28 protein-coding genes are annotated in these 23,502 nt (G+C 70.6%); 17 read left to right on the top strand and 11 right to left on the bottom strand.

Annotated features, from left to right (window positions below):
• Positions 1-3 precede the first annotated feature (3 nt).
• Positions 4-660 carry a hypothetical protein gene (locus M8J73_RS31135; protein ID WP_157873323.1) on the bottom strand — a complete coding sequence of 219 codons (657 nt, stop codon included), beginning with the start codon at positions 658-660 and terminating at the stop codon, positions 4-6.
• 111 nt (positions 661-771) lie between these two features.
• Positions 772-1,437 (bottom strand): hypothetical protein, encoded by a 666-nt coding sequence (locus tag M8J73_RS31130; RefSeq protein ID WP_055542088.1) that lies wholly within the window; start codon positions 1,435-1,437, stop codon positions 772-774.
• Between the two features lie 361 nt (positions 1,438-1,798).
• Between M8J73_RS31130 and M8J73_RS31125 the strand changes: the two genes are divergently transcribed.
• Positions 1,799-2,146, top strand: coding sequence for a DUF6247 family protein (locus tag M8J73_RS31125; protein ID WP_055542089.1), 348 nt, complete (start codon positions 1,799-1,801; stop codon positions 2,144-2,146).
• Positions 2,143-2,505 (top strand): hypothetical protein, encoded by a 363-nt coding sequence (locus tag M8J73_RS31120; protein ID WP_055542090.1) that lies wholly within the window; start codon positions 2,143-2,145, stop codon positions 2,503-2,505. Before M8J73_RS31125 ends, M8J73_RS31120 begins: the two co-directional genes overlap by 4 nt.
• Here the strand turns inward: M8J73_RS31120 and M8J73_RS31115 are convergent.
• From M8J73_RS31115 to M8J73_RS31100, 4 genes are all read right to left on the bottom strand, one after another.
• The gene (locus M8J73_RS31115) at positions 2,480-3,934 is read right to left on the bottom strand and encodes a sensor histidine kinase (RefSeq protein WP_055542091.1); all 1,455 of its coding nucleotides are present in this window, start codon (positions 3,932-3,934) and stop codon (positions 2,480-2,482) included. The two genes, M8J73_RS31120 and M8J73_RS31115, sit on opposite strands and share 26 nt — an antisense overlap.
• Positions 3,931-4,665 (bottom strand): response regulator transcription factor, encoded by a 735-nt coding sequence (locus M8J73_RS31110; protein WP_249829346.1) that lies wholly within the window; start codon positions 4,663-4,665, stop codon positions 3,931-3,933. Before M8J73_RS31110 ends, M8J73_RS31115 begins: the two co-directional genes overlap by 4 nt.
• A gap of 133 nt (positions 4,666-4,798) precedes the next feature.
• Positions 4,799-4,999 carry a hypothetical protein gene (locus M8J73_RS31105; protein ID WP_055541076.1) on the bottom strand — a complete coding sequence of 67 codons (201 nt, stop codon included), beginning with the start codon at positions 4,997-4,999 and terminating at the stop codon, positions 4,799-4,801.
• Positions 5,000-5,117: 118 nt separating this feature from the next.
• The gene (locus M8J73_RS31100; RefSeq protein WP_055541077.1) at positions 5,118-6,260 is read right to left on the bottom strand and encodes a S1C family serine protease; all 1,143 of its coding nucleotides are present in this window, start codon (positions 6,258-6,260) and stop codon (positions 5,118-5,120) included.
• 215 nt (positions 6,261-6,475) lie between these two features.
• Between M8J73_RS31100 and M8J73_RS31095 the strand changes: the two genes are divergently transcribed.
• A complete protein-coding gene (locus M8J73_RS31095; RefSeq protein ID WP_240501580.1) occupies positions 6,476-6,961 on the top strand; it encodes a DUF6023 family protein in 486 nt (161 codons plus the stop codon).
• 180 nt (positions 6,962-7,141) lie between these two features.
• Here the strand turns inward: M8J73_RS31095 and M8J73_RS31090 are convergent, their stop codons facing one another.
• Together M8J73_RS31090 and M8J73_RS31085 are read right to left on the bottom strand one after the other, a co-directional pair.
• On the bottom strand, positions 7,142-8,164 hold the full coding sequence (locus M8J73_RS31090; RefSeq protein WP_055541078.1) for a LacI family DNA-binding transcriptional regulator: 1,023 nt from the start codon (positions 8,162-8,164) through the stop codon (positions 7,142-7,144).
• A 106-nt stretch (positions 8,165-8,270) separates the two neighbouring features.
• The gene (locus M8J73_RS31085; protein WP_055541079.1) at positions 8,271-9,050 is read right to left on the bottom strand and encodes a response regulator transcription factor; all 780 of its coding nucleotides are present in this window, start codon (positions 9,048-9,050) and stop codon (positions 8,271-8,273) included.
• A gap of 207 nt (positions 9,051-9,257) precedes the next feature.
• On the opposite strand from M8J73_RS31085, the gene M8J73_RS31080 reads away from it, so the two are divergent.
• From M8J73_RS31080 to M8J73_RS31050, 7 genes are all read left to right on the top strand, one after another.
• Positions 9,258-10,145, top strand: coding sequence for an alpha/beta hydrolase (locus M8J73_RS31080; protein WP_249829345.1), 888 nt, complete (start codon positions 9,258-9,260; stop codon positions 10,143-10,145).
• Positions 10,146-10,271: 126 nt separating this feature from the next.
• Positions 10,272-10,526: a MoaD/ThiS family protein gene (locus tag M8J73_RS31075; protein ID WP_055513200.1), complete on the top strand. Its 255-nt coding sequence runs from the start codon at positions 10,272-10,274 to the stop codon at positions 10,524-10,526.
• Between the two features lie 10 nt (positions 10,527-10,536).
• Positions 10,537-11,751 carry a hypothetical protein gene (locus tag M8J73_RS31070; RefSeq protein WP_249829344.1) on the top strand — a complete coding sequence of 405 codons (1,215 nt, stop codon included), beginning with the start codon at positions 10,537-10,539 and terminating at the stop codon, positions 11,749-11,751.
• 459 nt (positions 11,752-12,210) lie between these two features.
• On the top strand, positions 12,211-12,939 hold the full coding sequence (locus tag M8J73_RS31065) for an LmeA family phospholipid-binding protein (protein WP_055537808.1): 729 nt from the start codon (positions 12,211-12,213) through the stop codon (positions 12,937-12,939).
• A gap of 422 nt (positions 12,940-13,361) precedes the next feature.
• Positions 13,362-14,201 (top strand): sulfurtransferase, encoded by an 840-nt coding sequence (locus M8J73_RS31060; RefSeq protein WP_055537809.1) that lies wholly within the window; start codon positions 13,362-13,364, stop codon positions 14,199-14,201.
• Positions 14,202-14,280: 79 nt separating this feature from the next.
• Positions 14,281-14,571 (top strand): DUF1416 domain-containing protein, encoded by a 291-nt coding sequence (locus tag M8J73_RS31055; protein WP_043502058.1) that lies wholly within the window; start codon positions 14,281-14,283, stop codon positions 14,569-14,571.
• A gap of 98 nt (positions 14,572-14,669) precedes the next feature.
• Positions 14,670-14,939 (top strand): DUF3099 domain-containing protein, encoded by a 270-nt coding sequence (locus M8J73_RS31050; RefSeq protein ID WP_055537810.1) that lies wholly within the window; start codon positions 14,670-14,672, stop codon positions 14,937-14,939.
• Between the two features lie 75 nt (positions 14,940-15,014).
• On the opposite strand, the gene M8J73_RS31045 is transcribed toward M8J73_RS31050, so the two are convergent.
• Positions 15,015-15,377, bottom strand: a complete 363-nt coding sequence (locus tag M8J73_RS31045; protein ID WP_055537811.1) for a DsrE family protein — start codon at positions 15,375-15,377, stop codon at positions 15,015-15,017.
• 367 nt (positions 15,378-15,744) lie between these two features.
• Here M8J73_RS31045 and M8J73_RS31040 point away from each other — a divergent pair, with 367 nt between their 5' ends.
• From M8J73_RS31040 to ygfZ, 3 genes are read left to right on the top strand one after another with little or no spacing between them, the layout of a single operon-like run.
• On the top strand, positions 15,745-16,320 hold the full coding sequence (locus tag M8J73_RS31040; protein ID WP_055513213.1) for a heme-binding beta-barrel domain-containing protein: 576 nt from the start codon (positions 15,745-15,747) through the stop codon (positions 16,318-16,320).
• A 16-nt stretch (positions 16,321-16,336) separates the two neighbouring features.
• On the top strand, positions 16,337-16,864 hold the full coding sequence (locus M8J73_RS31035; RefSeq protein WP_055537812.1) for a Fur family transcriptional regulator: 528 nt from the start codon (positions 16,337-16,339) through the stop codon (positions 16,862-16,864).
• Between the two features lie 10 nt (positions 16,865-16,874).
• Positions 16,875-17,840, top strand: a complete 966-nt coding sequence (ygfZ, locus tag M8J73_RS31030; protein ID WP_055537813.1) for a CAF17-like 4Fe-4S cluster assembly/insertion protein YgfZ — start codon at positions 16,875-16,877, stop codon at positions 17,838-17,840.
• Between the two features lie 91 nt (positions 17,841-17,931).
• Here the strand turns inward: ygfZ and dtd are convergent, their stop codons facing one another.
• The gene (gene dtd / locus M8J73_RS31025; protein WP_055537815.1) at positions 17,932-18,357 is read right to left on the bottom strand and encodes a D-aminoacyl-tRNA deacylase; all 426 of its coding nucleotides are present in this window, start codon (positions 18,355-18,357) and stop codon (positions 17,932-17,934) included.
• Between the two features lie 216 nt (positions 18,358-18,573).
• Between dtd and M8J73_RS31020 the strand changes: the two genes are divergently transcribed.
• The 4 genes from M8J73_RS31020 to M8J73_RS31005 all read left to right on the top strand — a co-directional run bounded on the left by M8J73_RS31020 (position 18,574) and on the right by M8J73_RS31005 (position 23,254).
• On the top strand, positions 18,574-19,212 hold the full coding sequence (locus M8J73_RS31020) for an RsiG family protein (RefSeq protein ID WP_055537814.1): 639 nt from the start codon (positions 18,574-18,576) through the stop codon (positions 19,210-19,212).
• 157 nt (positions 19,213-19,369) lie between these two features.
• The gene (locus tag M8J73_RS31015) at positions 19,370-20,443 is read left to right on the top strand and encodes an asparaginase (RefSeq protein WP_372504045.1); all 1,074 of its coding nucleotides are present in this window, start codon (positions 19,370-19,372) and stop codon (positions 20,441-20,443) included.
• 306 nt (positions 20,444-20,749) lie between these two features.
• Positions 20,750-22,003 carry a GNAT family N-acetyltransferase gene (locus M8J73_RS31010; RefSeq protein WP_055538562.1) on the top strand — a complete coding sequence of 418 codons (1,254 nt, stop codon included), beginning with the start codon at positions 20,750-20,752 and terminating at the stop codon, positions 22,001-22,003.
• A gap of 408 nt (positions 22,004-22,411) precedes the next feature.
• Positions 22,412-23,254, top strand: a complete 843-nt coding sequence (locus tag M8J73_RS31005; RefSeq protein WP_055538561.1) for a winged helix-turn-helix domain-containing protein — start codon at positions 22,412-22,414, stop codon at positions 23,252-23,254.
• A gap of 38 nt (positions 23,255-23,292) precedes the next feature.
• On the opposite strand, the gene M8J73_RS31000 is transcribed toward M8J73_RS31005, so the two are convergent.
• Positions 23,293-23,481, bottom strand: coding sequence for a hypothetical protein (locus M8J73_RS31000; protein WP_055538560.1), 189 nt, complete (start codon positions 23,479-23,481; stop codon positions 23,293-23,295).
• Positions 23,482-23,502: the final 21 nt, after the last annotated feature.

Below are 23,502 nucleotides of genomic sequence, written 5' to 3'. Positions count from 1 at the left end.
GTCCTACACCCCCGCGTCCAGCACATCCGTCGTGCCGGGCAGGAGGAACCTCCGGTAGTCGCCCTCGCCGAACAACTCGCCGATCTCCATTCCGGGGAACTCGACGGGGCGTTCGCGGCCCTCCAGAGCGACCCTTACGCGCCACTGTTCGCCTCGGTGCTCCACGAGTACGTCGGCCCACTCCCGGGTCGGCGCGTCCACGCCGCGCAGTTCCGGTCCGCCCTCAGGCCCGTACTCGCGGAACGAGAACAGAAACGGCAGCTCGCCGACCAGGTGGGCGAGATGGGCCCAGGAGGGGGAGCCCAGCAGGACCGCTCCGCCCGACTCCTCGCCGGGCGCCCGTACCGGCGGCCGGGGGTCCACCTCTCGTTCCTGCCGGAAGGCGCACGTGCGGGTCGCCACGTCCACGCTCCGCAGCTCCAACCCCTTCGGCCCGGCCTCGAAGCCCAGCTCGGCGACATGGTTCAGGAACGCGCCGACCTCGGCGTCCCGGCGATCCCGCTCGCTGGTGTCGACCGGTCCCGCCCCCGGTTCGCCGAGAGGTTCGTACGAGAAGACGTACCGCGACGTCTCCCCGAGCTCCCCGGACGCCCCCGACACCCCGCGCTTCCCTCGCTCGCCGTGCTCCCCGTGCTCGTGGGGTTCCCCGTGCCTGCTCATCCGCGGTCCTCCCGAGGCTTTCCGAACAGGGCGACGCCGCCCCGGACATCCCACGATGCCCGAAGCGGCCCACAGGCCCCCGACCGACCCGCCCACCCGACTCTGCGGCGGCTACGACGCCAAGGTCAGGGCGCCCTTGACGGTCTTCACCGGCTGGTACGTGAACACATAGCGTTCCCCGTCCCGCGCCGTGCCGGAGTTCATGGACCGCACGTCGGCCGCCGCGCTCTTCGGGATCTTGAACTTGGTGTTCACCCAGGTCGGGCACTTCAGGGTCTTCTTCGTGTCGTAGCAGAACGACGTCACCGCGCCGAAGTACGCGAAGCGAGGCCCCTCGCCGACCGGCGTCGCCGTCTCGTCCGTCACGAGGATCATCTTGCGGCGGTCCACGATCTTGCAGCTGCCGGACTTGCACTTGATGTGATGGGCGAACCCGGTGAGGCCGTACCGCTTGTTGCCCTGGGGCGCGACGTTGGGTGACTTGGCCAGCCAGCCGATGATGCCGTACTTGGTGATGTTGTGACGCTTCTTGATCTTGGTCCAGCCGAAGCCGACCATCTTTCCCTTGCTGTTGCGGTAGTACTCACCCTGGCGCAGCGGCAACGTCCGTGACTTCGACCGCGAGTAGTCGAAATCCTTCAGGATCTTCAGCTTCGACGAGCCCTTCGCCGCCACGGCGTCCGTCGCGTCCTGTCCCGACATCGCCTGCGCCGGCCCGGTCCCGGCCAGCAGCGCCGCGGTCACTACGCCGGTGGCGACCAGCTTGATCTTCTGCATCGTCCCTCACAGCGATCGTCCCCGTTGGATCCCCGGTGGGGCAGGGGAAGGACGACCACCGTACGAACCCTGACACAACCGTCTCTATTGTCTCTTCGGGTACTGCACTCAAGGGCTGTGCCTCTCCGAACTCCGGTGACGTCGACTTCGGCCTCGTAGCCGGTGTTCATCCCGTGGGGTGAACCAGTCGGAAAACCGGGGCTCGGAGCGGCCGGTTCGGTCACGGTGGTGGCATGGCGGCACATGCGATCTTCGGTGACGGATTCGGCTGGGGGCCCGAGAGCGTGCGTGGACGATCCGCGCTGGGATGGTGAGCGCGACTATGGTCGTAGACACGACGCGACGAAGGAGGACCTCGATCATGGCTGCGCGTGCTGAGGAATCCGATCAGGTCGTCCCGCCCATGCCCGAGCGGAACCCCGCGGCACTGCGCAGAGCGATTGCCGAGCACGCGCCGCTTCTGCTCCCGGATTTCGACGCGCACTGGAAGCGGGCCATCGCCGACACCTATGACCTCCGCCCTGTGCCGGCTTTCGTGGCGCGTTGGTGGGTCGAGTACGCGATCGCACGTGACCCCAAGCTGGACGACCACCTACGTGACCTGGAACTCCGTGCATCCGAGTGCACTGACGCCGCCGAGGCGAAAGCCCTTCTCGAAGAAGCGTCGAGGATTCGTCACAGGGCACTGCGCATGGAGCCCGGCGAGTGACCGATGAGTTCATGGGGCCGCCCTGGCAGATGGACTGGCGGCTCGATGCCCTTGCTGCTCTCGAAGCGCTGCCCGTCCGCGTACAGGAGGTGGTCTACTCCACACGTGCTGAACTGGTCGCCGTGAAGGACCCCTATTTCCGAGGCATCGAGACCGACGCTGACCTGCCCGACGGCATGTGGGTCGAGCCGGTTCGGTCCAGTCAGCCGAGGGGTCCTCGCGTCTGCTACTTCGATGGGGGAAGTGGCTGGCTGACGTACACCTTCGTACCGCGAGCGGAAGAACCGCAGATCACGGTGGAGCAGATCTTCTGGCAGGAAGGCGGGGAGAGCCCTATGTCATCTCCGGCGGAGGCGTAGCCGCCCCCGGCAGCCGAACCGTCGCCAGCGTGCCGCCGCCCTTCGCTCGGGTCAGGGTGACCTCGCCGCCTGCCTGTTGGACCGTGCGGGCCACGATGGAGAGGCCCAGGCCGGAGCCGGGGAGGGCCCTTGCGCTGGGGGAGCGCCAGAAGCGGTCGAAGACATGGGGGAGTTCGTCGGCGGGGATGCCGGGGCCGTGGTCCCGCACCGTGAGGACGCCCGACTCCAGTGCCACCTCGATCGTGCCGCCCTCGGGGCTGAACTTCACCGCGTTGTCGAGGATGTTGACGATCGCCCGCTGCAGGGCTGAGGGCTCGGAACGTACGTACCAGGGCTGGAGGTCCGCCGTGATCGTCAGCTCCGGGCCCCGCAGCCGGGCCCGGCGCAGCGCGGCCTCGACCGTCTCCTGGAAGTCGACGATCTGGAGCCGGCCGCCGTTCTGACCGGAGTCGGAGCGGGACAGCTCCTGCAAGTCGCCGATCAGTGAGGCCAGTTCCGTCATCTGCGCCTTCACCGAGGCGAGCAGGGCCTTGCGGTCGTCGGCCGGGATGGGGCGGCCCGTCTCCTCGCTGCGGCTGAGCAGCTCTATGTTCGTCCGCAGGGACGTCAGCGGGGTGCGGAGTTCATGGCCCGCGTCGGCGATCAGCTGCTGTTGCAGGTCACGGGAGCTGGCCAGCGCGCTCGTCATCGAGTTGAAGGAACGGGACAGCCGGGCGACCTCGTCCTCGCTCTCGTCCTCCACCGGGATACGGATGCTCAGATCCTCCGTGCGCGCCACGTGCTCGACGGCGTCCGTGAGCTTGTCGACGGGGCGCAGCCCCGCCCGGGCCACGGCCAGCCCGGCCGCTCCGGCACCGACGACTCCGATACCGGAGACCAGCAGAAGGATCAGGGCGAGGTCGTTGAGAGTGGCTTGGGTGCCGTGGAGGGGGAGGGCGGCGATCAGCGCCGCGTTGGACAGCTGGCCCGTCTCCGGATCGGCGATACTCACCGGCTGGGTCTTGACTCGTACGTCGTTTCCCTTGGTGTCGGTGCCGTTGTGGTAGATGGCCTCGGTGCGCTCGGTGCCGTTCACCACCTCCATGTCGGTGTGGGTCACCTTGACCAGACCCGAGGAGAAGTCCAGAACGCAGGACGTCTCATCGTCCAGCACCACCTGGAAGTAGGTGTTGCGGGGACCGAAGCGGGGGTTCTGCTCGCCGACGGTCTGGGTGCAGTTGTTGACCGCGTACCTGGCCTGGTCCTGGATCGCCCCCATGCCCATGGCCTTGTCAAGTTGGTCGTCGACCAGGTCGTACAGCTTCCCCTGCACGATGAACCAGCACGTCACCGATACCGCCGCCACCGCGAAGGCGACCGCCGCCGCGACCAGGAGGGACAGGCGGGTGCGGATCGGGAGGGTGCGGTAGCGGCGCAGGATCTTCTTCACTCCGCGCCGCCTTGTCGCAGGACGTACCCCACGCCGCGCACCGTGTGGACGAGGCGGGGCTCGCCCGCCGCCTCCGTCTTGCGGCGCAGATACATGACGTACACGTCGAGGGAGTTGGAGCTGGGCTCGAAGTCGAAGCCCCAGACCGCCTTCAGGATCTGCTCGCGGGTGAGGACCTGGCGCGGGTGCGCCATGAACATCTCCAGCAGCGTGAACTCCGTACGGGTCAGCTCCACCGGCCGGTCGCCCCGCCGCACCTCACGGGTCGCCAGGTCCATCCGCAGGTCCGCGAAGGTGAGCGCCTCGTCCTCCTGGGCCGTCTCGGCGACGGCCGCCGCGTACGAGCTGCGGCGCAGCAGCGCGCGGACGCGGGCGAAGAGTTCGTCCAGCTCGAAGGGCTTGACCAGGTAGTCGTCGGCGCCCGCGTCGAGGCCGGTGACACGGTCGCCGACCGTGTCGCGGGCCGTCAGCATCAGGATGGGGGTCGTATCGCCCGCGCCGCGGATCCGGCGGGCGGCGGTCAGGCCGTCCATGCGGGGCATCTGGATGTCGAGGATCACCAGGTCCGGCTTGTACGCGGTCGCCTTTTCCAGCGCGTCCGCGCCGTCGACCGCGACCCTCGTGTCGTACCCCTCGAAGGCGAGGCTGCGCTGGAGTGCTTCGCGCACCGCCGGCTCGTCGTCGACGATGAGGATGCGCTGGGGTTCACGGTCGCCTTCGGCGGGGCTCATGGTCGTGTCGTTCCTCGGGTGCGGTGGGACGTGGAGGGGGGAGGAGAGCGAGGAGTGGTCGATCCGGACTCAGCCTCGCACGTTCCAGGGCGCCGGGTTGGGCAGGGCTGTGGATAAGTCGAGCCTCAGCCGATCATCCGACTGTCGTACGGCGGTGGGTGCGGGCCGCCGTGGCCGTCGACTTCCGTCGGGGAGCCATGGCCCGGGTCGCGGCGGGCGCGACCTCGGGGGCCCGCGTGACCGGCGGGTGCAGCTCGGCCGCCACGGCGAGGGCGAGGCCGAGTCCGGAGGGGCCGTCGGCGGCCGGGGCGTCGTGCGCAACCTGCTTGATCATGTCGACCTCCAAGTCGAAGGAGAGCCAGTCGGTGGCCGTGGTGGCCGTGGTGGCCGGGGTGGCCGTGGTGGCCGTGGTGGCTGCGGTGGCTGCGGTGGCACGGTGGCCAGCGTGGCCGTCAGTCCGAGCCGCCCGCCCGGAGCGTGCTCAGGTCGGACTTGACCGTGTTGATCGGGATGGCGAAGCCGAGGCCCGCGCTGCCGGCGTCACCCGAGGAGGACGCGGAGTACATCGCGGAGTTGATACCGATGATGTTGCCGTTCATGTCGATGAGGGCGCCGCCGGAGTTGCCCGGGTTGAGGGACGCGTCGGTCTGGAGCGCCTTGTACGTGGTAGTCGACGAACCGGTGTCGCCGTTGAACTGCTGGCCGCCGAACTCGAACGGCCACCCGCCGCCACCGCCCTGCTGCTGTTGCTGCTGGCCCTCGTCCGTCGAGACCGTCACGTCACGGTCGAGCGCGGAGACGATGCCGCTGGTCACCGTGCCGGTGAGCCCTTCGGGGGAGCCGATCGCCACGACCTGGTCGCCGACCTTGACCCCGTTGCTGTTGCCGAGGGTCGCCGCCTTCAGCCCGGAGGCGTCCCGCAGCTTGATGAGCGCGAGGTCCTTCTTGCTGTCGGTGCCGACGACCTCGGCGCTGTACGTCTTGCCGCTGTGGGTCGTCACCTTGATCCGGGAGGCGCCGGAGACCACGTGGTTGTTGGTGATGATCTCGCCGCCGCTGGTGATGATCACACCGGAGCCGGTGGACTCCCCCGCGTTCGAGTTGGCGTTGATCTCCACGATGCTCGGGCTGACCGCCGAGGCGACCCCGGCGACGGTGCCCTTCTCGCTGGTCGGCACCACACTCGTGCTGGTCGAGCTGGAGGCGACGGTGTCGTTGCCGGTCAGCTCCTGGATCCCGTACGCCGTACCGCCGCCGATCGCCGCCGCGACGATCGCCACGGCCGCCACCAGCGCGAGGGGACCCTTGGCACGCTTCTTCGACGCGGACGCGGACGCGGACGCGGACGAGGACGAGGCCGCCGCCGCGGGAGCGGCACCGGAGGACACCGGCTCGGAGAGGAGAGCGGTCGAGGCGGACCCGTACCCGGTCGCGCCCTGGTCGGCGTAGCCGTACGCGGGCGCCGGCGTCGGCGGAGTCGGCTCGTAGGCCGGCGGGGGCGGCCACTCCGGGTTCACCGGAGAGGTGCCGTGCTGCTGTTGGTCACCCTGGTAGGGGTTCTCGTGTTCGCCGCTGCGGCGGAAGCTCTCGGTCATGGCACAGAGCTTCGCGCGCCACCATGAGAGCTCCCTGAGTGCTCCCTGAGAAGCCCGACAGAACCTCGTATGCCCCATATAAAGGCGCCCGGCCCCCGCCGCATGGGAAACAAAGGGGTGCAGCCATGGTGATGCCGCACAACGCGGCGGCCGACCGGAACCTCCCGGCTTGTGGAACCGCGCCGTACGGGCCGGTCCCCACGGGAGACTTGATCATGACCTCATCACGTTCCAGGGCGTTGTTCACCGCGTGCGCCGCCGCAGCGCTGCCCGCACTGCTCGTCGCATGCACTTCGGGCGGTGGCGCCGGGGCGGCCGATCCCACGCCGTCCCGGCCCTCCGGTACCGCGACCGCCGCCGGGCCTTCCGACGCGGAGCTCGCCGAGCGGGCCGAGGCGGCACTGGCCGGTCTCGGGGACGAGGCGCTGGTGGAGGCCGGCGTGGAGAAGGTGACCGACGGAGTGCACACCGAACCCCACCTCGAGGACGGCAAGCCGTACCGGATCACCCTGGTGTGCGTGGGGGAGGGCAGCGCGCAGTTGGCGTTCAGGCCCGCGGGTTCCGGCCGGAAGGGCGTCGCCGTGCCGTGCGACGGCGCCCTCGTCCACCAACGCGTCACCGGCGCCGAGCCGCTCCGCATCGATGTCGACGGCAGCGAAGGGGCAACCGGCGCGATCGCCTGGCAGCTCGACCGGGTCTGACCGTCACAGCGAGGGCCCCCTGCTGCTTTTCAGGGGCGCGGGGTCGGTGACACATACGGCTCCGCCGCGCGGGCGCGACCCCAGCCACGACGAATCCGCGGTCGACCACGTGCCCGAGCGTCTACGGCGCATCGACCACGTGCCCGAGCCCCTACGGCGCCACCCCGCCCCCGCCGGAGGCTACGCGCAGCCGCAGGACCGTCGTGTGACCAGCTTCGACGGGAACAGCTTCACCCGTTCCCGGTGGGAGCCCGCCACGCGGAGGCCGTCGTCGAGGACGAGGTCCACGGCGGCGCGGGCCATCCCCGTGCGGTCCGTCGCGACCGTGGTCAGCGGCGGGTCGGTCAGCGCCGCTTCCTTGACGTCGTCGAAGCCGGCGACCGCCAGCTCGCCGGGCACCTCGATGCGCAGCTCACGCGCGGCGCGCAGTACGCCGATGGCCTGGTCGTCGGTGGAGCAGAAGATCGCCGGGGGCCGGTCCGGGCCGGAGAGCAGGTCGAGGGCCACGTTGTACGCGTCGTAGCGGTTGTACGGGGCCTCGAAGAGGCGCCCCTCCGTGGAGATGCCGGCCTCGTCCATCGCGCGGCGCCAGCCCTCGACGTGGTCGGAGACGGGGTCGCCGACCAGCGGGGTCTCGGCGATGCCGCCCAGACACGCGACGTACTCGTGTCCGTGCGAGAGGAGATGCTCCACGGCGAGCTGGGCGCCGCCGAGGTCGTCGGTCACCACGGCGACGTCGTCGATCGCCTCGGGCCGCTCGTGCAGCAGCACCACGCGCGCGTCCCACGCCTCTATCTCGGCGGCGGCGTTGTCGTTGAGGGCGTGGCTGACCAGGATCAGCCCGGAGACACGCATCCCGAGGAACGCCCGCAGATAGTGGACCTCGCGCTCCGCGATGTAGTCGGAGTTCCCGACGAGGACCATCTTGCCGCGCTCGGCGGCCGCCTGTTCGACCGCGTGCGCCATCTCGCCGAAGAACGGCTGACGGGCGTCCGGGACGATCAGGCCTATCAGCTCGGTACGCCGCGACGCCATGGCCTGGGCGACCCGGTCGGGCCGGTACCCCAGCTCCTTGATCGCGGCGAGGACACGCTCGCGCGTGGCCGGGGCGACCGGCCGGGGTCCGTTGTTGATGACGTAGCTGACGACGGCGGTGGAAGTTCCCGCCAGTCGCGCCACATCATCCCGAGTCACCTTGGCCACGCGCGGAGTCTACGCGGATGGACCGCCCCTGGGCAGGGCGTACAGGCGCTCGTCTGTACGAGAGCCGTGCGTCCGCCGTGCGCCGAGGGCGGGTTGGGCCGACGCACTACGCCTCGGCCGCGACCTCGGCGGCCTCCAGGGGCGCCGTCTCGTCCGCATCCTCCGCCTTTGAGTGCTCGACCTTGGCCTTCGCCTCGTCGCTCGCGCGCTCGCCCTTCTCGGGGGTAACGAATCGATAACCCACGTTCCGGACGGTGCCGATCAGCGACTCGTGCTCGGGGCCGAGCTTGGCGCGCAGCCGTCGTACGTGGACGTCCACGGTGCGTGTGCCACCGAAGTAGTCGTAGCCCCAGACCTCCTGGAGCAGCTGGGCGCGGGTGAAGACGCGGCCGGGGTGCTGCGCGAGGTATTTGAGGAGCTCGAACTCCTTGAAGGTGAGGTCGAGGACGCGGCCCTTGAGCTTGGCGGAGTACGTCGCCTCGTCGACCGACAGGTCACCGTTGCGGATCTCCATCGGGGAGTCGTCGTTGACGATCTGCTGCCTGCCCATGGCGAGCCGGAGCCGTGCCTCCACCTCGGCGGGGCCGGCGGTGTCGAGGAGGACGTCGTCGATGCCCCAGTCGGCGGTGACGGCGGCGAGACCGCCCTCCGTGACGACGAGGATGAGCGGACAGCCGGGCCCGGTGGAGCGCAGCAGCTGACACAGGCTGCGGACCTGCGGGAGGTCACGGCGCCCGTCGATGAGGATCACGTCGGCACCGGGGGTGTCGACGAGGGCGGGCCCTTCCGCCGGGGCGACCCGCACGTTGTGCAGCAGCAAGCCGAGAGCCGGGAGCACCTCCGTCGATGGTTGGAGGGCATTGGTCAGGAGCAGCAGAGAACTCATACGTCTGGTTCCTCCTCGGTCCCTGCGAGGACGTTTACGGCACTGCGAACTGCACTGCGGAACTTCACAGCGTTCTGCTCTGCGTTCCCGGGGCCCCGTACACCTGCGGTCACCTGGTGTTTCCCGCTTCGTATACAACGCTTCCGAAAGCACAAAAGGACCCGGGGGCTACGTTGCCCGAGTCCTCTGTCCAGCAGAATAGCCCACATGAGCGCTGGTCCGGCAGGTGATGTGACGCGATCCTTCGATATCCCGGACTCTGAGACGGGGGATCGAACCGCTCCACGACCACCGGCGAACCCTTTGCGCAGGTTTCTGAGCACGGAAGACGGCGTGAATATCGAGGCCGTATACGACCCGGGCAGTGTCGTATACAACGCCTCTCACCTTCTCTCCGACGACTCCGGAAAGCCACTCGGAAGTCATCCGGCGATCGTCGTCGCGCACGGGTTCACGGGCGGTGTGGATCGGCCGCACGTTCGAAGAGTGGTGGCGGCCCTCACCCGGTACGGCTCCGTCGTGACCTTCTCCTTCCGCGGCCACGGACGGTCCGGCGGCCACTCCACGGTGGGCGACCGCGAAGTCCTCGATCTGGCGGCGGCCGTCCAGTGGGCGCGCGACCTCGGGCACGAACGCGTCGTCACGGTCGGCTTCTCCATGGGCGGCTCGGTCGTCCTGCGCCACGCGGCCCTGCCGGACGCCGGCATCGACGCGGTCGTCTCGGTCAGCGCGCCCGCCCGCTGGTACTACCGGGGCACGGCCCCCATGCGCCGCCTCCACTGGCTGGTCACCCGCCCCGCCGGCCGTCTCGTCGGCCGCTACGGCTTCGGCACCCGCATCCACCACCGTGAATGGGACCCCGTCCCGCCCTCCCCGGTCGAGTCGGTCCCCCTGATCGCCCCGACGCCACTGCTGATCGTCCACGGCGACAGCGACGGCTACTTCCCGGTCGACCACCCCCGGATGCTCGCGGAGGCCGCGGCCGGGCACGCCGAACTGTGGCTGGAGGAAGGGATGGGCCACGCGGAACACGCGGCCACCGGGGAGTTGCTGGACCGGGTCGGGGAGTGGGTGCGAGGGACGACGGGGCGATGAGGCACGGGCCGCTGAGGGACGGGTCGCTGAGGTACGGGCCGGGCGGGACGATCCGCCCGCGGTTTCTCCACGGCACGGACTCCCCCGTAGCCTGAACCCCGTCCCGACTAACCAAGAGGAACGCAGATGCCAAAGGGCACTGTCCGCTACTGGGCCGCGGCCAAAGCCGCCGCCGGCATCTCCGAGGAGCCCTACGACGCGGACACCCTCGCCGAGGCCCTCGGCGAGATCCGTGAGCGACACCCCGGCGAACTCGTCCGCGTGCTGCGACGATGCTCGTTCCTCGTCGACGGGAACCCTGTGGGCACCCGTGAACATGAGACGGTACGTCTGGCCGAGGGCGGCACGGTCGAGGTGCTCCCGCCGTTCGCAGGAGGGTGACCCCCACATCATGAGCAACCAGCCGTACGGGTACGAGGGCCACCAGGGGCACCCCGGTTACGACGCCCACCAGCAGCCGGAGCAGCAGCCGCCGTACGCGGCGCAGCCGCAGTGGCAGGGGTACGACGAGGGGCAGGCCGCCCAGGCGCAGCAGTACACGCAGCAGTGGGAGGGCCAGACCTGGGAGACCCAGGCGCAGCCGCAGACCGCCCCCTTCGCGCCGAACCTGGCGGAGACGGCGTACCTGCCCCAGCAGACGGACGGCCGCCCCGCGCAGTACGCCCCGGACTACCGACCCGGACAGCAGGGCCTGCCCGGTCCGGGGGGTCAGGCGTACCCGCAGGGCCAGGGGTTTGCCCAGGGGCGGGCCCCGGTGGCTCCGCACGACCACGCCCACGGGGGCGACTGCGCCGGTTCCGGCGAGGCCGGGCCCGCGTACGGGCCGCCGACGCTCACCGGGAACGCGCGGATCACCGACGCGCAGCGGGCGCGGGCCGAGGGACGGTCGCCGATCATCGAGCCCGGCATGCAGCCGGCGCTGATCACGGCCGTACTGGGGCTGCTGCTGGCGGGCGCGGCGGCGATCGGGGAGTTCGCCCTCGCCGTACCGCTGGTGATCCTCCAGGCCGTGACGGCGGCGGGCTGGTTCCGGCTGAACGGCATGTGGCCGGCCCGGCAGGGCATCGTGCTGGCGTTCGCGGGCGCGCTCGCGGCGGACGCGGCGCTGTTCGTGGCCGGGCGGGAGCACGCGCCCGCGGCGATCCTCGGGACGCTCGGGGTGTGGGTGCTGCTCGGGATCGTGCTCGGGCTGCGGAGCCACGCGGACCCGGACGAGCGGATGTACGGGCTGATGGCGACGGTCGCCTCGGCGGCGCTGGCGATCATCGCGACCGGGTATCTGGCGGCGGCCGCGGACGCGGTCACCGTCGGCGGGGTCGCTGTCGCGGTGGCCGTGGTGGCGCGGGCCCTGCCGTTGCCGACGGCGGCATCGGTGGTAGTGGCGCTGCTGGCGGCGGCCGGTGCGGGGGTCGCCGTCGGCGGGGTGACCGATCTCGGCAGCTCCGGGGCGCTGCTGGGGGCGGGGGCCGGGCTGTGCGCGCTGATCGGACACCGGGTCGCGAGCTATGACTACCCGTCCCGCTTCGTGCACTTCACGGCGGGGGTGGCACTGCCGCTCGCCGCGGCGGCACCGGCGGTGTACTTGTTCGGCCGGGCGCTGGGCTGAGACCACGGGCGCCGCCTTGCTCGGGGCCGGGCGCCCGATGACTCGGGGGTGCGCCTGTTCTTGGCGGGTGCGGGTCCGTTGTGGTTTCTCGCGCAGTTCCCCGCGCCCCTGAAAAGCGACCGGGGCTGCGCCCCGTGCTTTTCGACGGCGACACCTGCTGAAGGGCGGGCCGCAGGCCCCTGAACTTCCGGGGCAGCGGATGAAGTGCGGGCCGCAGGCCCAGCCCTCCAAGGGCGCGGGGCGGTGACGCGTGCGGCTCCGCCCCGTGGGCGCGACCAGCCCCCACCCACCCGCACCCGAAGCCCGGTCCCTCCGAGATCGCGTCCTGTCACAGGTGATCAACAACGTTCAGGAGTTCGCCCCGGCTTCACTTTCCCGCGATTACCCTCGCCCGGAGCGGCCACTCTGGTCGTTGAGACGGGCGGGCCGCCGAGTGGACAACGTGGGGGACACCGAGACATGCGCGCACTGCGGATACTTGTGATCGTCGCCGTGATCCTGGGCGGCCTCTTCGTGGTCGCGGACCACGTGGCCGTCGGGTTCGCCGAGGACGAGGTCGCTCAGAAGCTCAAGAGCAGCGAGGGCCTGACCGCCACCCCGGACGTGTCCATCAACGGCTTCCCCTTCCTCACCCAGGTCGCGGGCGGCGAGCTGGACGACGTCGAGGTCGGCATCTCGGACTACGAGGCCACCACCGGCAACTCCGACGAGAGCATCCGCATCGCCGACCTCACGGCGCACATGCGCGGCGTGAAGTTCTCCGGCGACTACAGCTCCGCCACGGCCGCGTCCGCCACCGGCACCGCGACCATCTCGTACGACGAACTCCTCAAGGCCGCCAAGTCCGAGCCGACGCGTATTTTCCCCGGGGTGACCGCCCAGGTCACCGGGCTCTCCGACGGCGGCAACGGCAAGATCAAGGTCAACATCAAGGTCTCGGCCCTGGGTTCCGCCACGACGTACCCGGTCCTGAGTACGGTCACCGTCGACGACGACATCGTGAAGGTCCACGCCGACAACCTGCCGAACCTCGTGGTCCAGGCCGCGGAGGGCCAGGTCCGTTCGATCACCGACTTCCAGCAGAGGATCGACGGACTGCCCGGCGGCATCAAGCTCGACAAGGTCGAGGCCGCGCCGGACGGGGTGGACATCTCGGTGAAGGGTTCGAACATCCAGCTGGCCGGGTAGTTCCGTAGCCGGGGAGCCACGGGGGTAGCCCAGGGGCCGTGTCCGAAGAGCGAGACGCCGGTGTCCGTACCGTAGATGCGGCGGCGGTCGCGCGGACCCGGCGGCCCCTTCCGTACCGCCGTTCCGGGGAACTCATCCCACAATCCGGACGATCGCGTCTCAGAATACGACATGCCGGTGACACGCCCGCCTGTCCGTCCCTACGATCGACAACCATGAAGCGACAGGCGGATCTCACGAAGCGGCGGGCAGTAGACCTGTGCCGCGTCGCCGCCATGCTCTGTCGCACTTTCTGAGTGGCAGCCCAGGCCTGCCGCATTCCCCCGCCCTGCCCAAGCCAGGGCACACCCCCGTGCGCGCCCGGCCGAACCGCCGGAGGCGCTTCGCACGCCCCGCCGCAACTGCCCCGGAGGAGAAACAGCATGAGCCGCAGCGACGTCCTGGTCGACGCCGACTGGGTCGAGGCCAACCTCGACGACCCGAACATCGCCATCGTCGAGGTCGACGAGGACACCACCGCGTACGAGAAGAACCACATCAAGAACGCGATCCGGATCGACTGGACGCAGGACCTCCAGGACCCGGTCCGCCGTGACTTCATCGACCAGGCGGGCTTCGAGAAGCTGCTGTCGGAGAAGGGCATCGCCAACGACACCCTCGTCGTCCTCTACGGCGGCAACAACAACTGGTTCGCGTCCTACGCCTACTGGTACTTCAAGCTGTACGGCCACGAGAACGTCAAGCTGCTCGACGGTGGCCGCAAGAAGTGGGAGCTGGACGCCCGCGAGCTGGTCGACGAGGTGCCGGTGCGCCCCGCCACCGAGTACAAGGCCAAGCCGCAGAACACCGCGATCCGCGCCTTCCGCGACGACGTCGTGGCGGCCATCGGTTCGCAGAACCTGGTCGACGTGCGCTCGCCCGACGAGTTCTCGGGCAAGCTGCTCGCCCCGGCCCACCTGCCGCAGGAGCAGTCGCAGCGTCCGGGCCACGTCCCGTCCGCCCGCAACATCCCGTGGTCCAAGAACGCCAACGACGACGGCACCTTCAAGTCGGACGAGGAGCTCAAGGAGCTCTACGCCGAGGAGCAGGTGGACCTCGCCAAGGACACCATCGCCTACTGCCGTATCGGTGAGCGCTCCGCGCTGACCTGGTTCGTCCTGCACGAGCTGCTCGGTGTCGAGAACGTCAAGAACTACGACGGCTCCTGGACCGAGTACGGCAGCCTCGTCGGCGTCCCGATCGAGCTCGGCGCCAACAAGTAAGCACCACCAGCGGTTACCCGCACACCCCCGTTCGTCCCGACCGGCCTTCCTTCCGGTCAAACCCCTGATGGAGAAAGACATGTGTGGAGCGAAGGCCGGCGGCCCGGACGCCTCGACGATCAAGCCCGGTGAGACCACGATCCAGGGTCAGGTGACCCGCGACGGCGAGCCGGTGACGGGCTACGTCCGTCTGCTGGACTCGACCGGCGAGTTCACCGCGGAGGTCCCCACCTCCGCGACGGGCCAGTTCCGCTTCTACGCGGCCGAGGGCACCTGGACCGTCCGCGCCCTGGTCCCCGGCGGCACCGCCGACCGCACGGTCGTCGTCGCCGAGAAGGGCGCGCTCGCCGAGGTCGCGATCGCCGTCTGAGGCACCGCGTGAACGGCCGAAGGGCCGCGCCCCCCTGGGTTGGACGCCTGGGGCGCGGCCCTTCGGCATGCCGGGAGCGGCCGTCCTACCCTGGAGGCATGTACGCGCGGCGGCGCCACCGCTACTTCGTCATGATGGGGACGTGCCTCACGCTCTTCGTCCTGGCCTGGGGAGTGGTACGGCTCTGGTCGGTCCCCGTCGCGGTCGGCATGTGTCTGGTCGCCATGGTCATCCCGCCGCTGGCCGCCGTCGTCGCGAACCGGCGGGGGCCCGACGACCGCTGGTGGGACGACCCGTCCGGCGACCCCAAGTCCGACGAGTGGTGGGACGAGCTGGACGGCAAGAAGCGGCCCGGCCGACAGCCCTGAGCCGGCCGGCCCGCACGGTGGTGAACCGTCGTCCCAGTAGACGAGCGCCCGGGTTCAGTAGACGAGCGCCTGGGTTCAGTAGACGAGCGCCTGGGTGTCATCGGCCAGCGTCTCCTGCACGAAGACCTGCGCGCCCGCGATCCGTACGCCCTTGATGACGTCCTGCTCGGTGATGTCGCGCCGCGCGGCGCACTGCGTGCACAGGGTGAGGCGGCCCCCGGCCAGGATCGAGTCGATCAGATCCGGCAGCGGCGCCGCGTGCGGCAGTTCGAACTCGGCGGCCCGCCCCGGCAGCGCGAACCACGCCGACTCACCGGTCAGCCACAGGGAGACCTCCACCCCGCTGGCCACGGCCACCGCGGCCACCGTGAACGCCTGGGAGCAGCGCTCGGGAGCGTCCGCCCCCGCCGTCACCTTGATCACGAGCTTCTTCGCCATGCCCGCAGCGTAGTCCGCCGACCGCACTGCGGTCCGCCGACCGCACGGGGCGGCGACCGCACGGGGCGGCGACCGCACGGGGCGGCGACCGCACGGGGCGGCGACCGCACGGGGCGGCGACCGCACGGGGCGCCGATCGCACGCGACCACGCGGACCTCACCGACCGTCCCCGGGCCGGGCCGCGTAAGCTGGGGGTCGGCCCTGTGTAGTACCGAACCTTCGCTCATTTCGAGGAGCACCCCGTGGAACTCTTCTTCGAACTCCTGCTGGTCGCGGTCTGTGTCGGCGTTCTCGCCTTCACCGGACTGGCTGTGAAGAAGCTGTACCAGGGCCAGCGCTGACCGACCACTCCAGGAACCGCCACTCATGATCGAGATCCCGTCCGACCTTCACAAGGACCTCGTCCCCCTCGCTTTCCTGCTCGGGAACTGGTCCGGTGCGGGCGTCCACGACTTCCCCGGCGCCGAGAAGTGCAACTTCGGCCAGGAGGTCTCCTTCACCCACGACGGCCGGGACTTCCTCGAGTACCACTCCCACTCCTGGGTGCTGGACAACGAGGGCAACAAGGTCCGTCCGCTGGAGTCCGAGTCCGGTTTCTGGCGGATCGACGCCGACCGCAAGGTCGAGGTCACCATGGTCCGCAACGACGGTGTCGTCGAGGTCTGGTACGGCGAGCTCGCCGACAAGAAGCCCCAGATCGACCTGGTCACCGACGCCGTCGCCCGGACCGCCGCCTCCGGCCCCTACACCGGCGGCAAGCGGCTGTACGGCTACGTCAACAGCGACCTCATGTGGGTCGGCGAGAAGCAGACCCCCGAGGTCGAGCTGCGCCCCTACATGTCCGCCCACCTGAAGAAGGTCGTCACCCCGGAGGACGTCGAGCGCTGGGCCAAGGCCCTCCCCGACGACATGCCGGACGACGGCATCGCCTTCTTCAAGTAGTCATTAGACTTCCAGTGTGGTGAGCACCGACTGGAAGACTGATCTGCGGCAGCGCGGTTACCGCCTGACGCCGCAGCGGCAGCTTGTGCTCGAAGCCGTGGACACCCTGGAGCACGCGACCCCCGACGACATCCTCGCCGAAGTGAGGAAGACGGCGTCGGGGGTCAACATTTCCACCGTCTACCGGACCCTGGAGCTCCTGGAGGAGCTGGGGCTGGTCAGCCACGCCCACCTGGGGCACGGCGCGCCGACGTACCACCTGGCCGACCGGCACCACCACATCCACCTCGTGTGCCGGGACTGCACCACGGTCATCGAGGCCGATGTCTCGGTGGCCGCCGAGTTCACGGACAAGCTGCGCGAGACGTTCGGCTTCGACACGGACATGAAGCACTTCGCGATCTTCGGCCGCTGCGCGGACTGCTCCGCGAAGGCCGAGAAGGCGGCGCGCAGCGGGAAGGCCGCGCCGCCGAGCGGCGGCGGTGGGGGTGACACGGGCCGGAGCGCCCCTGACGACCTGAAAGATTCAAATACCGAGTCGTAGGCTTAGTCGTATGAAAAGCCCTCTGCTGTCCCTGCCCGGCGCCGTCCCCGCGGAGGGCGTGGACGAAGGTGTCGCCGCCCACTACGGCGATCTGTTCCGCGAACAGCGCGCTCTCGCCGACGGCACCGGATTCGTCGACCTCTCCCACCGGGGCGTCATCACCGTCACCGGCCAGGACCGGCTCAGTTGGCTGCATCTGCTGCTCACCCAGCACGTCAGCGAACTCCCGACCGGCCAGGCCACCGAGGCCCTCATCCTCTCCGCCAACGGCCACATCGAGCACGCCCTGTACCTCGTCGACGACGGCGAGACGGTGTGGGCCCACATCGAGCCCGGCACCCGGGAGGCGCTGCTCGCGTACCTGGAGTCGATGAAGTTCTTCTACCGGGTCGAGGTCGCCGACCGCACGGACGACTTCGCGGTCGTCCACCTCCCCGCCGGGTCGATCACCGAGGTCCCCGAGGGCGTCGTCGTCCGCGAGACGCCGTACGGCCGTGACCTGTTCCTCCCGCGGGCGGACCTGGAGACGTACGCCGAGAAGGCCGGCCCGGCGGCGGGCCTGCTCGCCTACGAGGCGCTGCGCGTCGAGCAGCACCGGCCCCGCCTGGGCTTCGAGACCGACCACCGCACCATTCCGCACGAGCTGGGCTGGATCGGCTCGGCGGTGCACCTCCAGAAGGGCTGCTACCGCGGCCAGGAGACGGTCGCCCGTGTGCAGAACCTGGGCAAGCCGCCGCGTCGGCTGGTCTTCCTCCACCTCGACGGCAGCGAGGTACACCTGCCGCCCCCCGGCACGGACATCCGGCTCGCCGACGACGGCCCCGAGGGCCGCAAGCTCGGCTTCATCACCACGTCGGTACGCCACCACGAGCTGGGCCCGGTCGCGCTGGCCCTGGTGAAGCGGAACGTCCCCGTGGACGCGCCGCTCCTGGCGGACACGACCGCGGCGGCCCAGGAAGTGATCGTCGAGCCGTAGGGCCGTAGGGGGCCGTGGGGCTGTCGGGCCGCAGGGGCGTAGGGCCCGTTCGGCTCGGTGAGGGCGCTCGGCCGTGGTCGGCCGGGCGCCCCTACATCTCCAGCAGGACCGTGAAGGGGCCGTCGTTCGTCAGGGACACCCGCATCTTCGCGCCGAACCGTCCCGTCGCCACCGTCGCCCCCAGGGCCCGCAACTGGGCGACCACCTCGTCGACGAGCGGCTCCGCGACATCGCCCGGCGCCGCCGCGTTCCACGTGGGCCGACGGCCCTTGCGGGCATCCCCGTACAGGGTGAACTGGCTGATCACGAGCAGCGGCGCGTCGATGTCGCTGCACGACTTCTCGTCGTTCAGCATCCGCAGCGACCATAGCTTCCGCGCCAGCTGCGCGGCCTTCTCCTTCGTGTCCTCGTGGGTCACCCCGACCAGGACGCACAGGCCCTCGCCCTCGATCGCCCCGACCGTCTCACCGTCCACGACGACGCTCGCGCCGTCGACCCTCTGCACCACCGCACGCATGCCGACCATCATGCCGCCGCCGTCCATCAGCCGTGCGTGAGGGGGTCCTCCTTACGGGGGGTTTGTGATCACGGGCGTTTGAAGCGCACTTTGCCCGGTCTTTCTTATTGATCCATTAGCGACCATCTGGGGGTGGATCGGGGGGACTCGGTCCATCGTGGCCACCGAGAGTGGCACCATGCTCACACACACCGGTCGAGGGGACGGTTGAGGCGCATGAGCACATCGAGTACCGGGCAGCCCCCGGGCACTGCCACATTTGCCCGGACGGGACCGGGGCCCGCACCCGGGATCCGCCGGCCGCCGGTCCAGCGCACGGACAGCGAACCACTGGTGCCGCCGGACCCGCCGGAGCACGACCTGTCCCGGCTGCGACTGCCGGAGCTGCGCACCCTGCGCCGGGACGCCCAGCGGGACGAGGCCGACCTCAGCTATGTGCGGCGGCTGCTCCAGGGCCGGATCGACATCCTGCGCGCCGAGTTGGCACGCCGAGGGGGTACGGCACAGCCGTCCGGCTCCGACGGGCGTACGCCGGCGCTGGTCGACCGGCTCTCCGAGATCCTCATCGACGCGCCGGCCCGGCACCGTTCGTCGGCCCGGCACGTCACCGTGGGGACACCGCACGGCGAGGAGTACCGGCTGCTGGCGGCCGAGATGCTCGCCGAGGTCGAACTGTCCGACCTCGCCGCCCGCACCGACGAGGAACTCACCGCCGGGCTCGGCCGCCTCGTCCGCTACGAGCAGCAGGTGTCCGGCCGCCGTCAGCGGCTCCAGCGCACGGCGGACGAGTGCAGCGCCGAGATCGCGCGGCGCTACCGCGAGGGTGAGGCACAGGTGGACGACCTGCTCCTCTGAGACACCGGGTACGACCGCCGCTTCGGCTCGTCGCCCCGGCTCCGGTGACCGCGGAGCCGGGGCGACGGGCATGGTGGGGCGGGCATGGTGTGGCGGGTGGCCGGTGTTGGGTACCGGAGTGAGATCCCGCCGCTCCCGTACCGGAAGGTGACCGCCGATGCCCGCGAACCCCATAGAGCCGGAGATACCCGCCGCGTCCGGCCCCGTTGAGACGACTGCCGGATCCGGTGGAGCGGGGACGGCTGCCGGGTCAGGAGGACGGGGGACGACTGCCGGGTCCGGTGAGGTGTCTGTTCCGCCCGTTCTCGCGGAGCTCGTGCGGTCGGGGTTCGTCGAGGGGCGGCATCGGGGAAGCCTCGTGCTGCTGGGCGCGGACGGGGCCGTGGAGCGGGCCTGGGGCGACGTGACGGCGCCCGTCTTCCCCAGGTCCGCGAACAAGCCGATGCAGGCCGCCGGCGTGCTGCGGGCGGGGCTCGACCTCGCGGGCGAGCGGCTGGCGCTGGCCGCCGCGAGCCACTCGGGGGAGACGTTCCACCGGGACCTCGTACGGAAGATGCTCGCGGAGTCCGGGCTCGACGCGCAGGCGCTGGGGTGCCCGGAGGATCTGCCGTTGGACCGGGTGGAGGCGGAGGAGTATCTGGCCGCAGGCGGTGTCCGCGACCGGGTCACCATGAACTGCTCCGGCAAGCACACGGCGATGCTCGCGGCGGCGGCGCTGCGGGGGTGGCCCCTCGCGTCGTACCTGGAGCCGGACCATCCCCTCCAGCGGCTCATCCGCACGGTGGTCGAGGAGGCCGCGGGGGAGCCGGTGGCGGCGGTGGGTGTGGACGGCTGCGGTGCCCCGTTGATGGCGATCAGTCTCACGGGGCTGGCCCGTGCGTTCCGCTCGTTCGTGCTCGCGCCGGAGGGGTCCGCGGAGCGCCGGGTGGCCGACGCGATGCGGGCCCATCCCGAGTACGTCGCCGGTACGCGCCGCCACGACACGTGGCTCATGCGGGAGGTGCCGGGTGCGTTGTCCAAGATGGGCGCGGAGGCGGTCCAGGCGGTGGCGCTGCCCGACGGCCGGGCCCTCGCGTTCAAGGTCGACGACGGTGGGGGGCGGGCGTTGGGGCCGGTGCTCGGGCGGGCGTTGACGCTGATGGGGGTGGAGGGGCCGGTGATCTCCCGGATCAGCCGGCTGCCGTTGCTGGGGGGTGGGCGGATGGTGGGGGAGGTACGGGCGGTGTTCTGAGGGCGCCTGGTGTTTGAGGGGGCGCCCAGTGGGGCGGGGGCGCTTGTCGGTTCGGCGGCCGCGGGTCCGTCGTGGTTCCTCGCGCAGTTCCCCGCGCCCCTGAAGGGAACGGGCCTGCGGCCCGCCCTTCAGCAGGTGTCGCCGTTGAAAGCACGGGGCGCAGCCCCGGTCGCTTTTCAGGGGCGCGGGGAACTGCGCGAGCAACCCCCACCCACCCGCACCCGCCAACGCACCCCCCCCGGCCCCCTGCCCGCCGCGCTCGAAAACCCCGCGACAGCCGGTCCGCGCACCCCCTAGCGTGGGTTCATGAGCCCCTCCCAGGACATCGTCGTGCGTGCCATCGGCGAGGACGACAAGGCCGATTGGATCCGCGCGCTGAACACCGGGTTCCTGCGGCCGCCGGAGACCTGGTCCGAGCAGGAGCTCAAGGACCGCACCGCGCACATCATCCCGGCCCGCACGCTCGGCGCTTTCGACGGGGACCGCTGCGTCGCCACGTTCCGTTCGTTCCCGCAGCGGCTGACGGTCGTGGGCGGCGCCGCCGTCCCCGCCGACGCCATCTCGAACGTCACGGTCAGCCCCACGCACCGCCGCCGGGGCCTCCTGACCCGGATGATGGCCGAGGACCTCGCCGCCGCGAAGGACCGCGGAGACGTCGTCGCCACGCTGATCGCCGCCGAGTACCCGATCTACGGCCGCTACGGGTTCGGCCCCGCCACGTGGACCACCCAGTGGACGATCGACGTGCCCCGCACCGGACTCGACGCCCGCTGGTCCGGCCCGGCCGACGGCGGCCGCATCGACCTCGTCGACGGGGCCGACGTCCGCAAGCTGGGCCCGGAACTGCACGAGCGGCTGCGTCTCGCCCAGCCGGGTGCCGTGGACCGCGAAGAGCGTTGGTGGCGGCTCAACACCGGTGAGCGGGGCATCGTCTCGTCGTGGACCGAGCCGTTCTACGCCGTGTACCGCTCGGCGGCCGGCGAGGTCCAGGGCCTCGTCTCGTACGAGTCGGACGACAACTGGCACGACAAGCAGCCGCACAACACGGCCGACGTCAACTGGCTGATCGCGACGACCCCGGCCGCCGAGCGCGCCCTGTGGCACTTCCTGTGCTCGATCGACTGGATCACCAAGGTCAAGACGGGCTGGCGGGCCCCCGACGACCTCCTCCCGCAGTTCTTCCCCGACCCGCGCGCCGCGCGCGTCACCGCCCAGGCCGACTGGTTGTGGGTGCGGATCCTGGACGTCGTACGGGCCCTGGAGGCGCGGACGTACGCGGGGACCGGGACGCTGGTGCTGGAGATCGTCGACGGCGGCCGGTTCGCGGCCGGGCGCTACCGACTGGACGCCGGTCCGGACGGCGTGAGTTGTGTGCCGACGAGCGAGGACGGCGATCTGGTGCTGGACGTCGCGGACCTCGCCACGCTGTGGCTGGGCGACGAGTCGGCGGTGCGACTCGTCGCGCTCGGCCGGGTCGGGGAACAGCGGAAGGGCGCCGCCGCTGTCGCCGACGCCCTGCTGCGGACGTCCAGGCGCCCGTGGTGCCCGGACCTCTTCTGATGTCGGGTCCGCCGCCGGGACCCGGGAGTTGTCGTTCGACCTTTCCTCGGTGTGCGGGTGTGCTGCATCCGTAGCTATTCAGTTGTGGTTGTGGCTGCGCATTCAGTTGTGGCTGTGCCATTCAGTTGTGACTGTGCGAACCGGTCGAACTCCCGGCTCCCCTCCGGAAGGGAGGTCGATCGGTCGGTCTGTGTGAGCCAGGTCACCAACAAGCTGAAAGTTTGACCATGTCAGCGAAGTTGGCGACCAACTCTTCCTTACTTATCTCCGCTTGGAGTCGTCTCATAACCACCTTCCCATGAACTGCCGCAAGATGGCGCGAAGTTGTAATGTTTGTTCGTGGAGCGGGAAGGTGCGGCCGTCGATCGACGGAAGTCGTCACAGCGGCCCCAGAGGTCACATCACGAGGTGGCCGACGTGTTGCGCCGCCGGATCAGGTCCGGCGAGCTGCGACCGGGACAGCGCATGCCCACCCAGGCCAAGCTCGCCGACGAGTTCGGCGTGGAGCGCGGTGCCGTCCGCCAGGCGCTGCGCATCCTCCAGTCGGAGCAGCTGCTCACCAACGTTTCCAAGGGGAGCCCCGCGACGGTGGCTCCGGACCTGGCAAAGACGTTCACCGGTGGTCCCGGAGCGCCGCCGCGCCCCACCATGGTGGAACTCGCCCCGCGCATATCCGCCGCCTTCGCCGCCCCGCACGTGGTGATCGACGCCCTCTGCCTCACAGCGGTGTCCCTCACGCTCGCCGTGGGTGAGCCGTTGCGCGAGATTCACGCGGGGCGCATAAAACCGGCCAGGGTCGACGTGCGGGTGCTGCTGCCGAGCCGGGACATCCCGCTCGCGTTCCCCGCGCCGGTCGACGCCTCGGTCGACGGCCGGCTGCAACGCCGCTGGCTCGCCCAGCGCAACGCCCAGGGCCAGGTGCTGCGGCACAACCTGCTGGCCCTGCGGTCCACGCACGGCGTCGACGTCCATGTCACGTTCCGCGCGCTGCCGTTCACCCCGCCGGTGAAGCTGTACCTCCTCAACGGCACGGAGGCGCTGTTCGCGTACTACACCGTGCAGCGGACGGAGGCGGAAGTGGACAGCGAGCAGCTGGAGATGTACGACGCCGAGGGCACCCAGTCGATGCTGTTCGCCTTCGAGCGGGGCGCCGCCTCGGCCCCGCGGGACGCGAGCTTCGTCGAGCAGTCCCGGCTGTGGTTCGACGCGCTGTGGGAGACGATCAGCTCGGAGCTGGTGCTCACGAGCTGACGGCGCGCCGGGGGCGGGACCGCGGCCCCTCGGTGGGGTCAGAAGGCGGGGCCCGCGAAGAGCAGTGCGAGGATGACGGCGCCGATGGAGCTGCACGTGTGGTTGCGTGCCTTCAGGCCGATGGTGAGGAACAGCAGGCCGACGATCCCCATCGTGCCGTAGCGCCACTCGACCGTCTGCTCGAAGGCGACGACGGCGATGGCGGAGAGAAGGGCGATGGCGGGCATGGTGGTACCTCCTTCGAGGCG

It is taken from the genome of Streptomyces neyagawaensis, assembly GCF_023516595.1.
GTDB lineage: Bacteria > Actinomycetota > Actinomycetes > Streptomycetales > Streptomycetaceae > Streptomyces > Streptomyces neyagawaensis.
This window is presented reverse-complemented; position numbering and strand designations above follow the sequence as displayed.

What these genes read in the sequence shown, in the direction of transcription:
- M8J73_RS31135 (WP_157873323.1), bottom strand. Translation starts at nt 660, where the DNA reads ATGAGCAGGCACGGGGAACCCCACGAGCACGGGGAGCACGGCGAGCGA.
- M8J73_RS31130 (WP_055542088.1), bottom strand. Translation starts at nt 1,437, where the DNA reads ATGCAGAAGATCAAGCTGGTCGCCACCGGCGTAGTGACCGCGGCGCTG.
- M8J73_RS31125 (WP_055542089.1), top strand. Translation starts at nt 1,799, where the DNA reads ATGGCTGCGCGTGCTGAGGAATCCGATCAGGTCGTCCCGCCCATGCCC.
- M8J73_RS31110 (WP_249829346.1), bottom strand. Translation starts at nt 4,665, where the DNA reads ATGAGCCCCGCCGAAGGCGACCGTGAACCCCAGCGCATCCTCATCGTC.
- M8J73_RS31105 (WP_055541076.1), bottom strand. Translation starts at nt 4,999, where the DNA reads ATGATCAAGCAGGTTGCGCACGACGCCCCGGCCGCCGACGGCCCCTCC.
- M8J73_RS31100 (WP_055541077.1), bottom strand. Translation starts at nt 6,260, where the DNA reads ATGACCGAGAGCTTCCGCCGCAGCGGCGAACACGAGAACCCCTACCAG.
- M8J73_RS31095 (WP_240501580.1), top strand. Translation starts at nt 6,476, where the DNA reads ATGACCTCATCACGTTCCAGGGCGTTGTTCACCGCGTGCGCCGCCGCA.
- M8J73_RS31085 (WP_055541079.1), bottom strand. Translation starts at nt 9,050, where the DNA reads ATGAGTTCTCTGCTGCTCCTGACCAATGCCCTCCAACCATCGACGGAG.
- M8J73_RS31080 (WP_249829345.1), top strand. Translation starts at nt 9,258, where the DNA reads ATGAGCGCTGGTCCGGCAGGTGATGTGACGCGATCCTTCGATATCCCG.
- M8J73_RS31075 (WP_055513200.1), top strand. Translation starts at nt 10,272, where the DNA reads ATGCCAAAGGGCACTGTCCGCTACTGGGCCGCGGCCAAAGCCGCCGCC.
- M8J73_RS31070 (WP_249829344.1), top strand. Translation starts at nt 10,537, where the DNA reads ATGAGCAACCAGCCGTACGGGTACGAGGGCCACCAGGGGCACCCCGGT.
- M8J73_RS31065 (WP_055537808.1), top strand. Translation starts at nt 12,211, where the DNA reads ATGCGCGCACTGCGGATACTTGTGATCGTCGCCGTGATCCTGGGCGGC.
- M8J73_RS31060 (WP_055537809.1), top strand. Translation starts at nt 13,362, where the DNA reads ATGAGCCGCAGCGACGTCCTGGTCGACGCCGACTGGGTCGAGGCCAAC.
- M8J73_RS31055 (WP_043502058.1), top strand. Translation starts at nt 14,281, where the DNA reads ATGTGTGGAGCGAAGGCCGGCGGCCCGGACGCCTCGACGATCAAGCCC.
- M8J73_RS31050 (WP_055537810.1), top strand. Translation starts at nt 14,670, where the DNA reads ATGTACGCGCGGCGGCGCCACCGCTACTTCGTCATGATGGGGACGTGC.
- M8J73_RS31045 (WP_055537811.1), bottom strand. Translation starts at nt 15,377, where the DNA reads ATGGCGAAGAAGCTCGTGATCAAGGTGACGGCGGGGGCGGACGCTCCC.
- M8J73_RS31040 (WP_055513213.1), top strand. Translation starts at nt 15,745, where the DNA reads ATGATCGAGATCCCGTCCGACCTTCACAAGGACCTCGTCCCCCTCGCT.
- ygfZ (WP_055537813.1), top strand. Translation starts at nt 16,875, where the DNA reads ATGAAAAGCCCTCTGCTGTCCCTGCCCGGCGCCGTCCCCGCGGAGGGC.
- dtd (WP_055537815.1), bottom strand. Translation starts at nt 18,357, where the DNA reads ATGCGTGCGGTGGTGCAGAGGGTCGACGGCGCGAGCGTCGTCGTGGAC.
- M8J73_RS31020 (WP_055537814.1), top strand. Translation starts at nt 18,574, where the DNA reads ATGAGCACATCGAGTACCGGGCAGCCCCCGGGCACTGCCACATTTGCC.
- M8J73_RS31015 (WP_372504045.1), top strand. Translation starts at nt 19,370, where the DNA reads ATGCCCGCGAACCCCATAGAGCCGGAGATACCCGCCGCGTCCGGCCCC.
- M8J73_RS31010 (WP_055538562.1), top strand. Translation starts at nt 20,750, where the DNA reads ATGAGCCCCTCCCAGGACATCGTCGTGCGTGCCATCGGCGAGGACGAC.
- M8J73_RS31000 (WP_055538560.1), bottom strand. Translation starts at nt 23,481, where the DNA reads ATGCCCGCCATCGCCCTTCTCTCCGCCATCGCCGTCGTCGCCTTCGAG.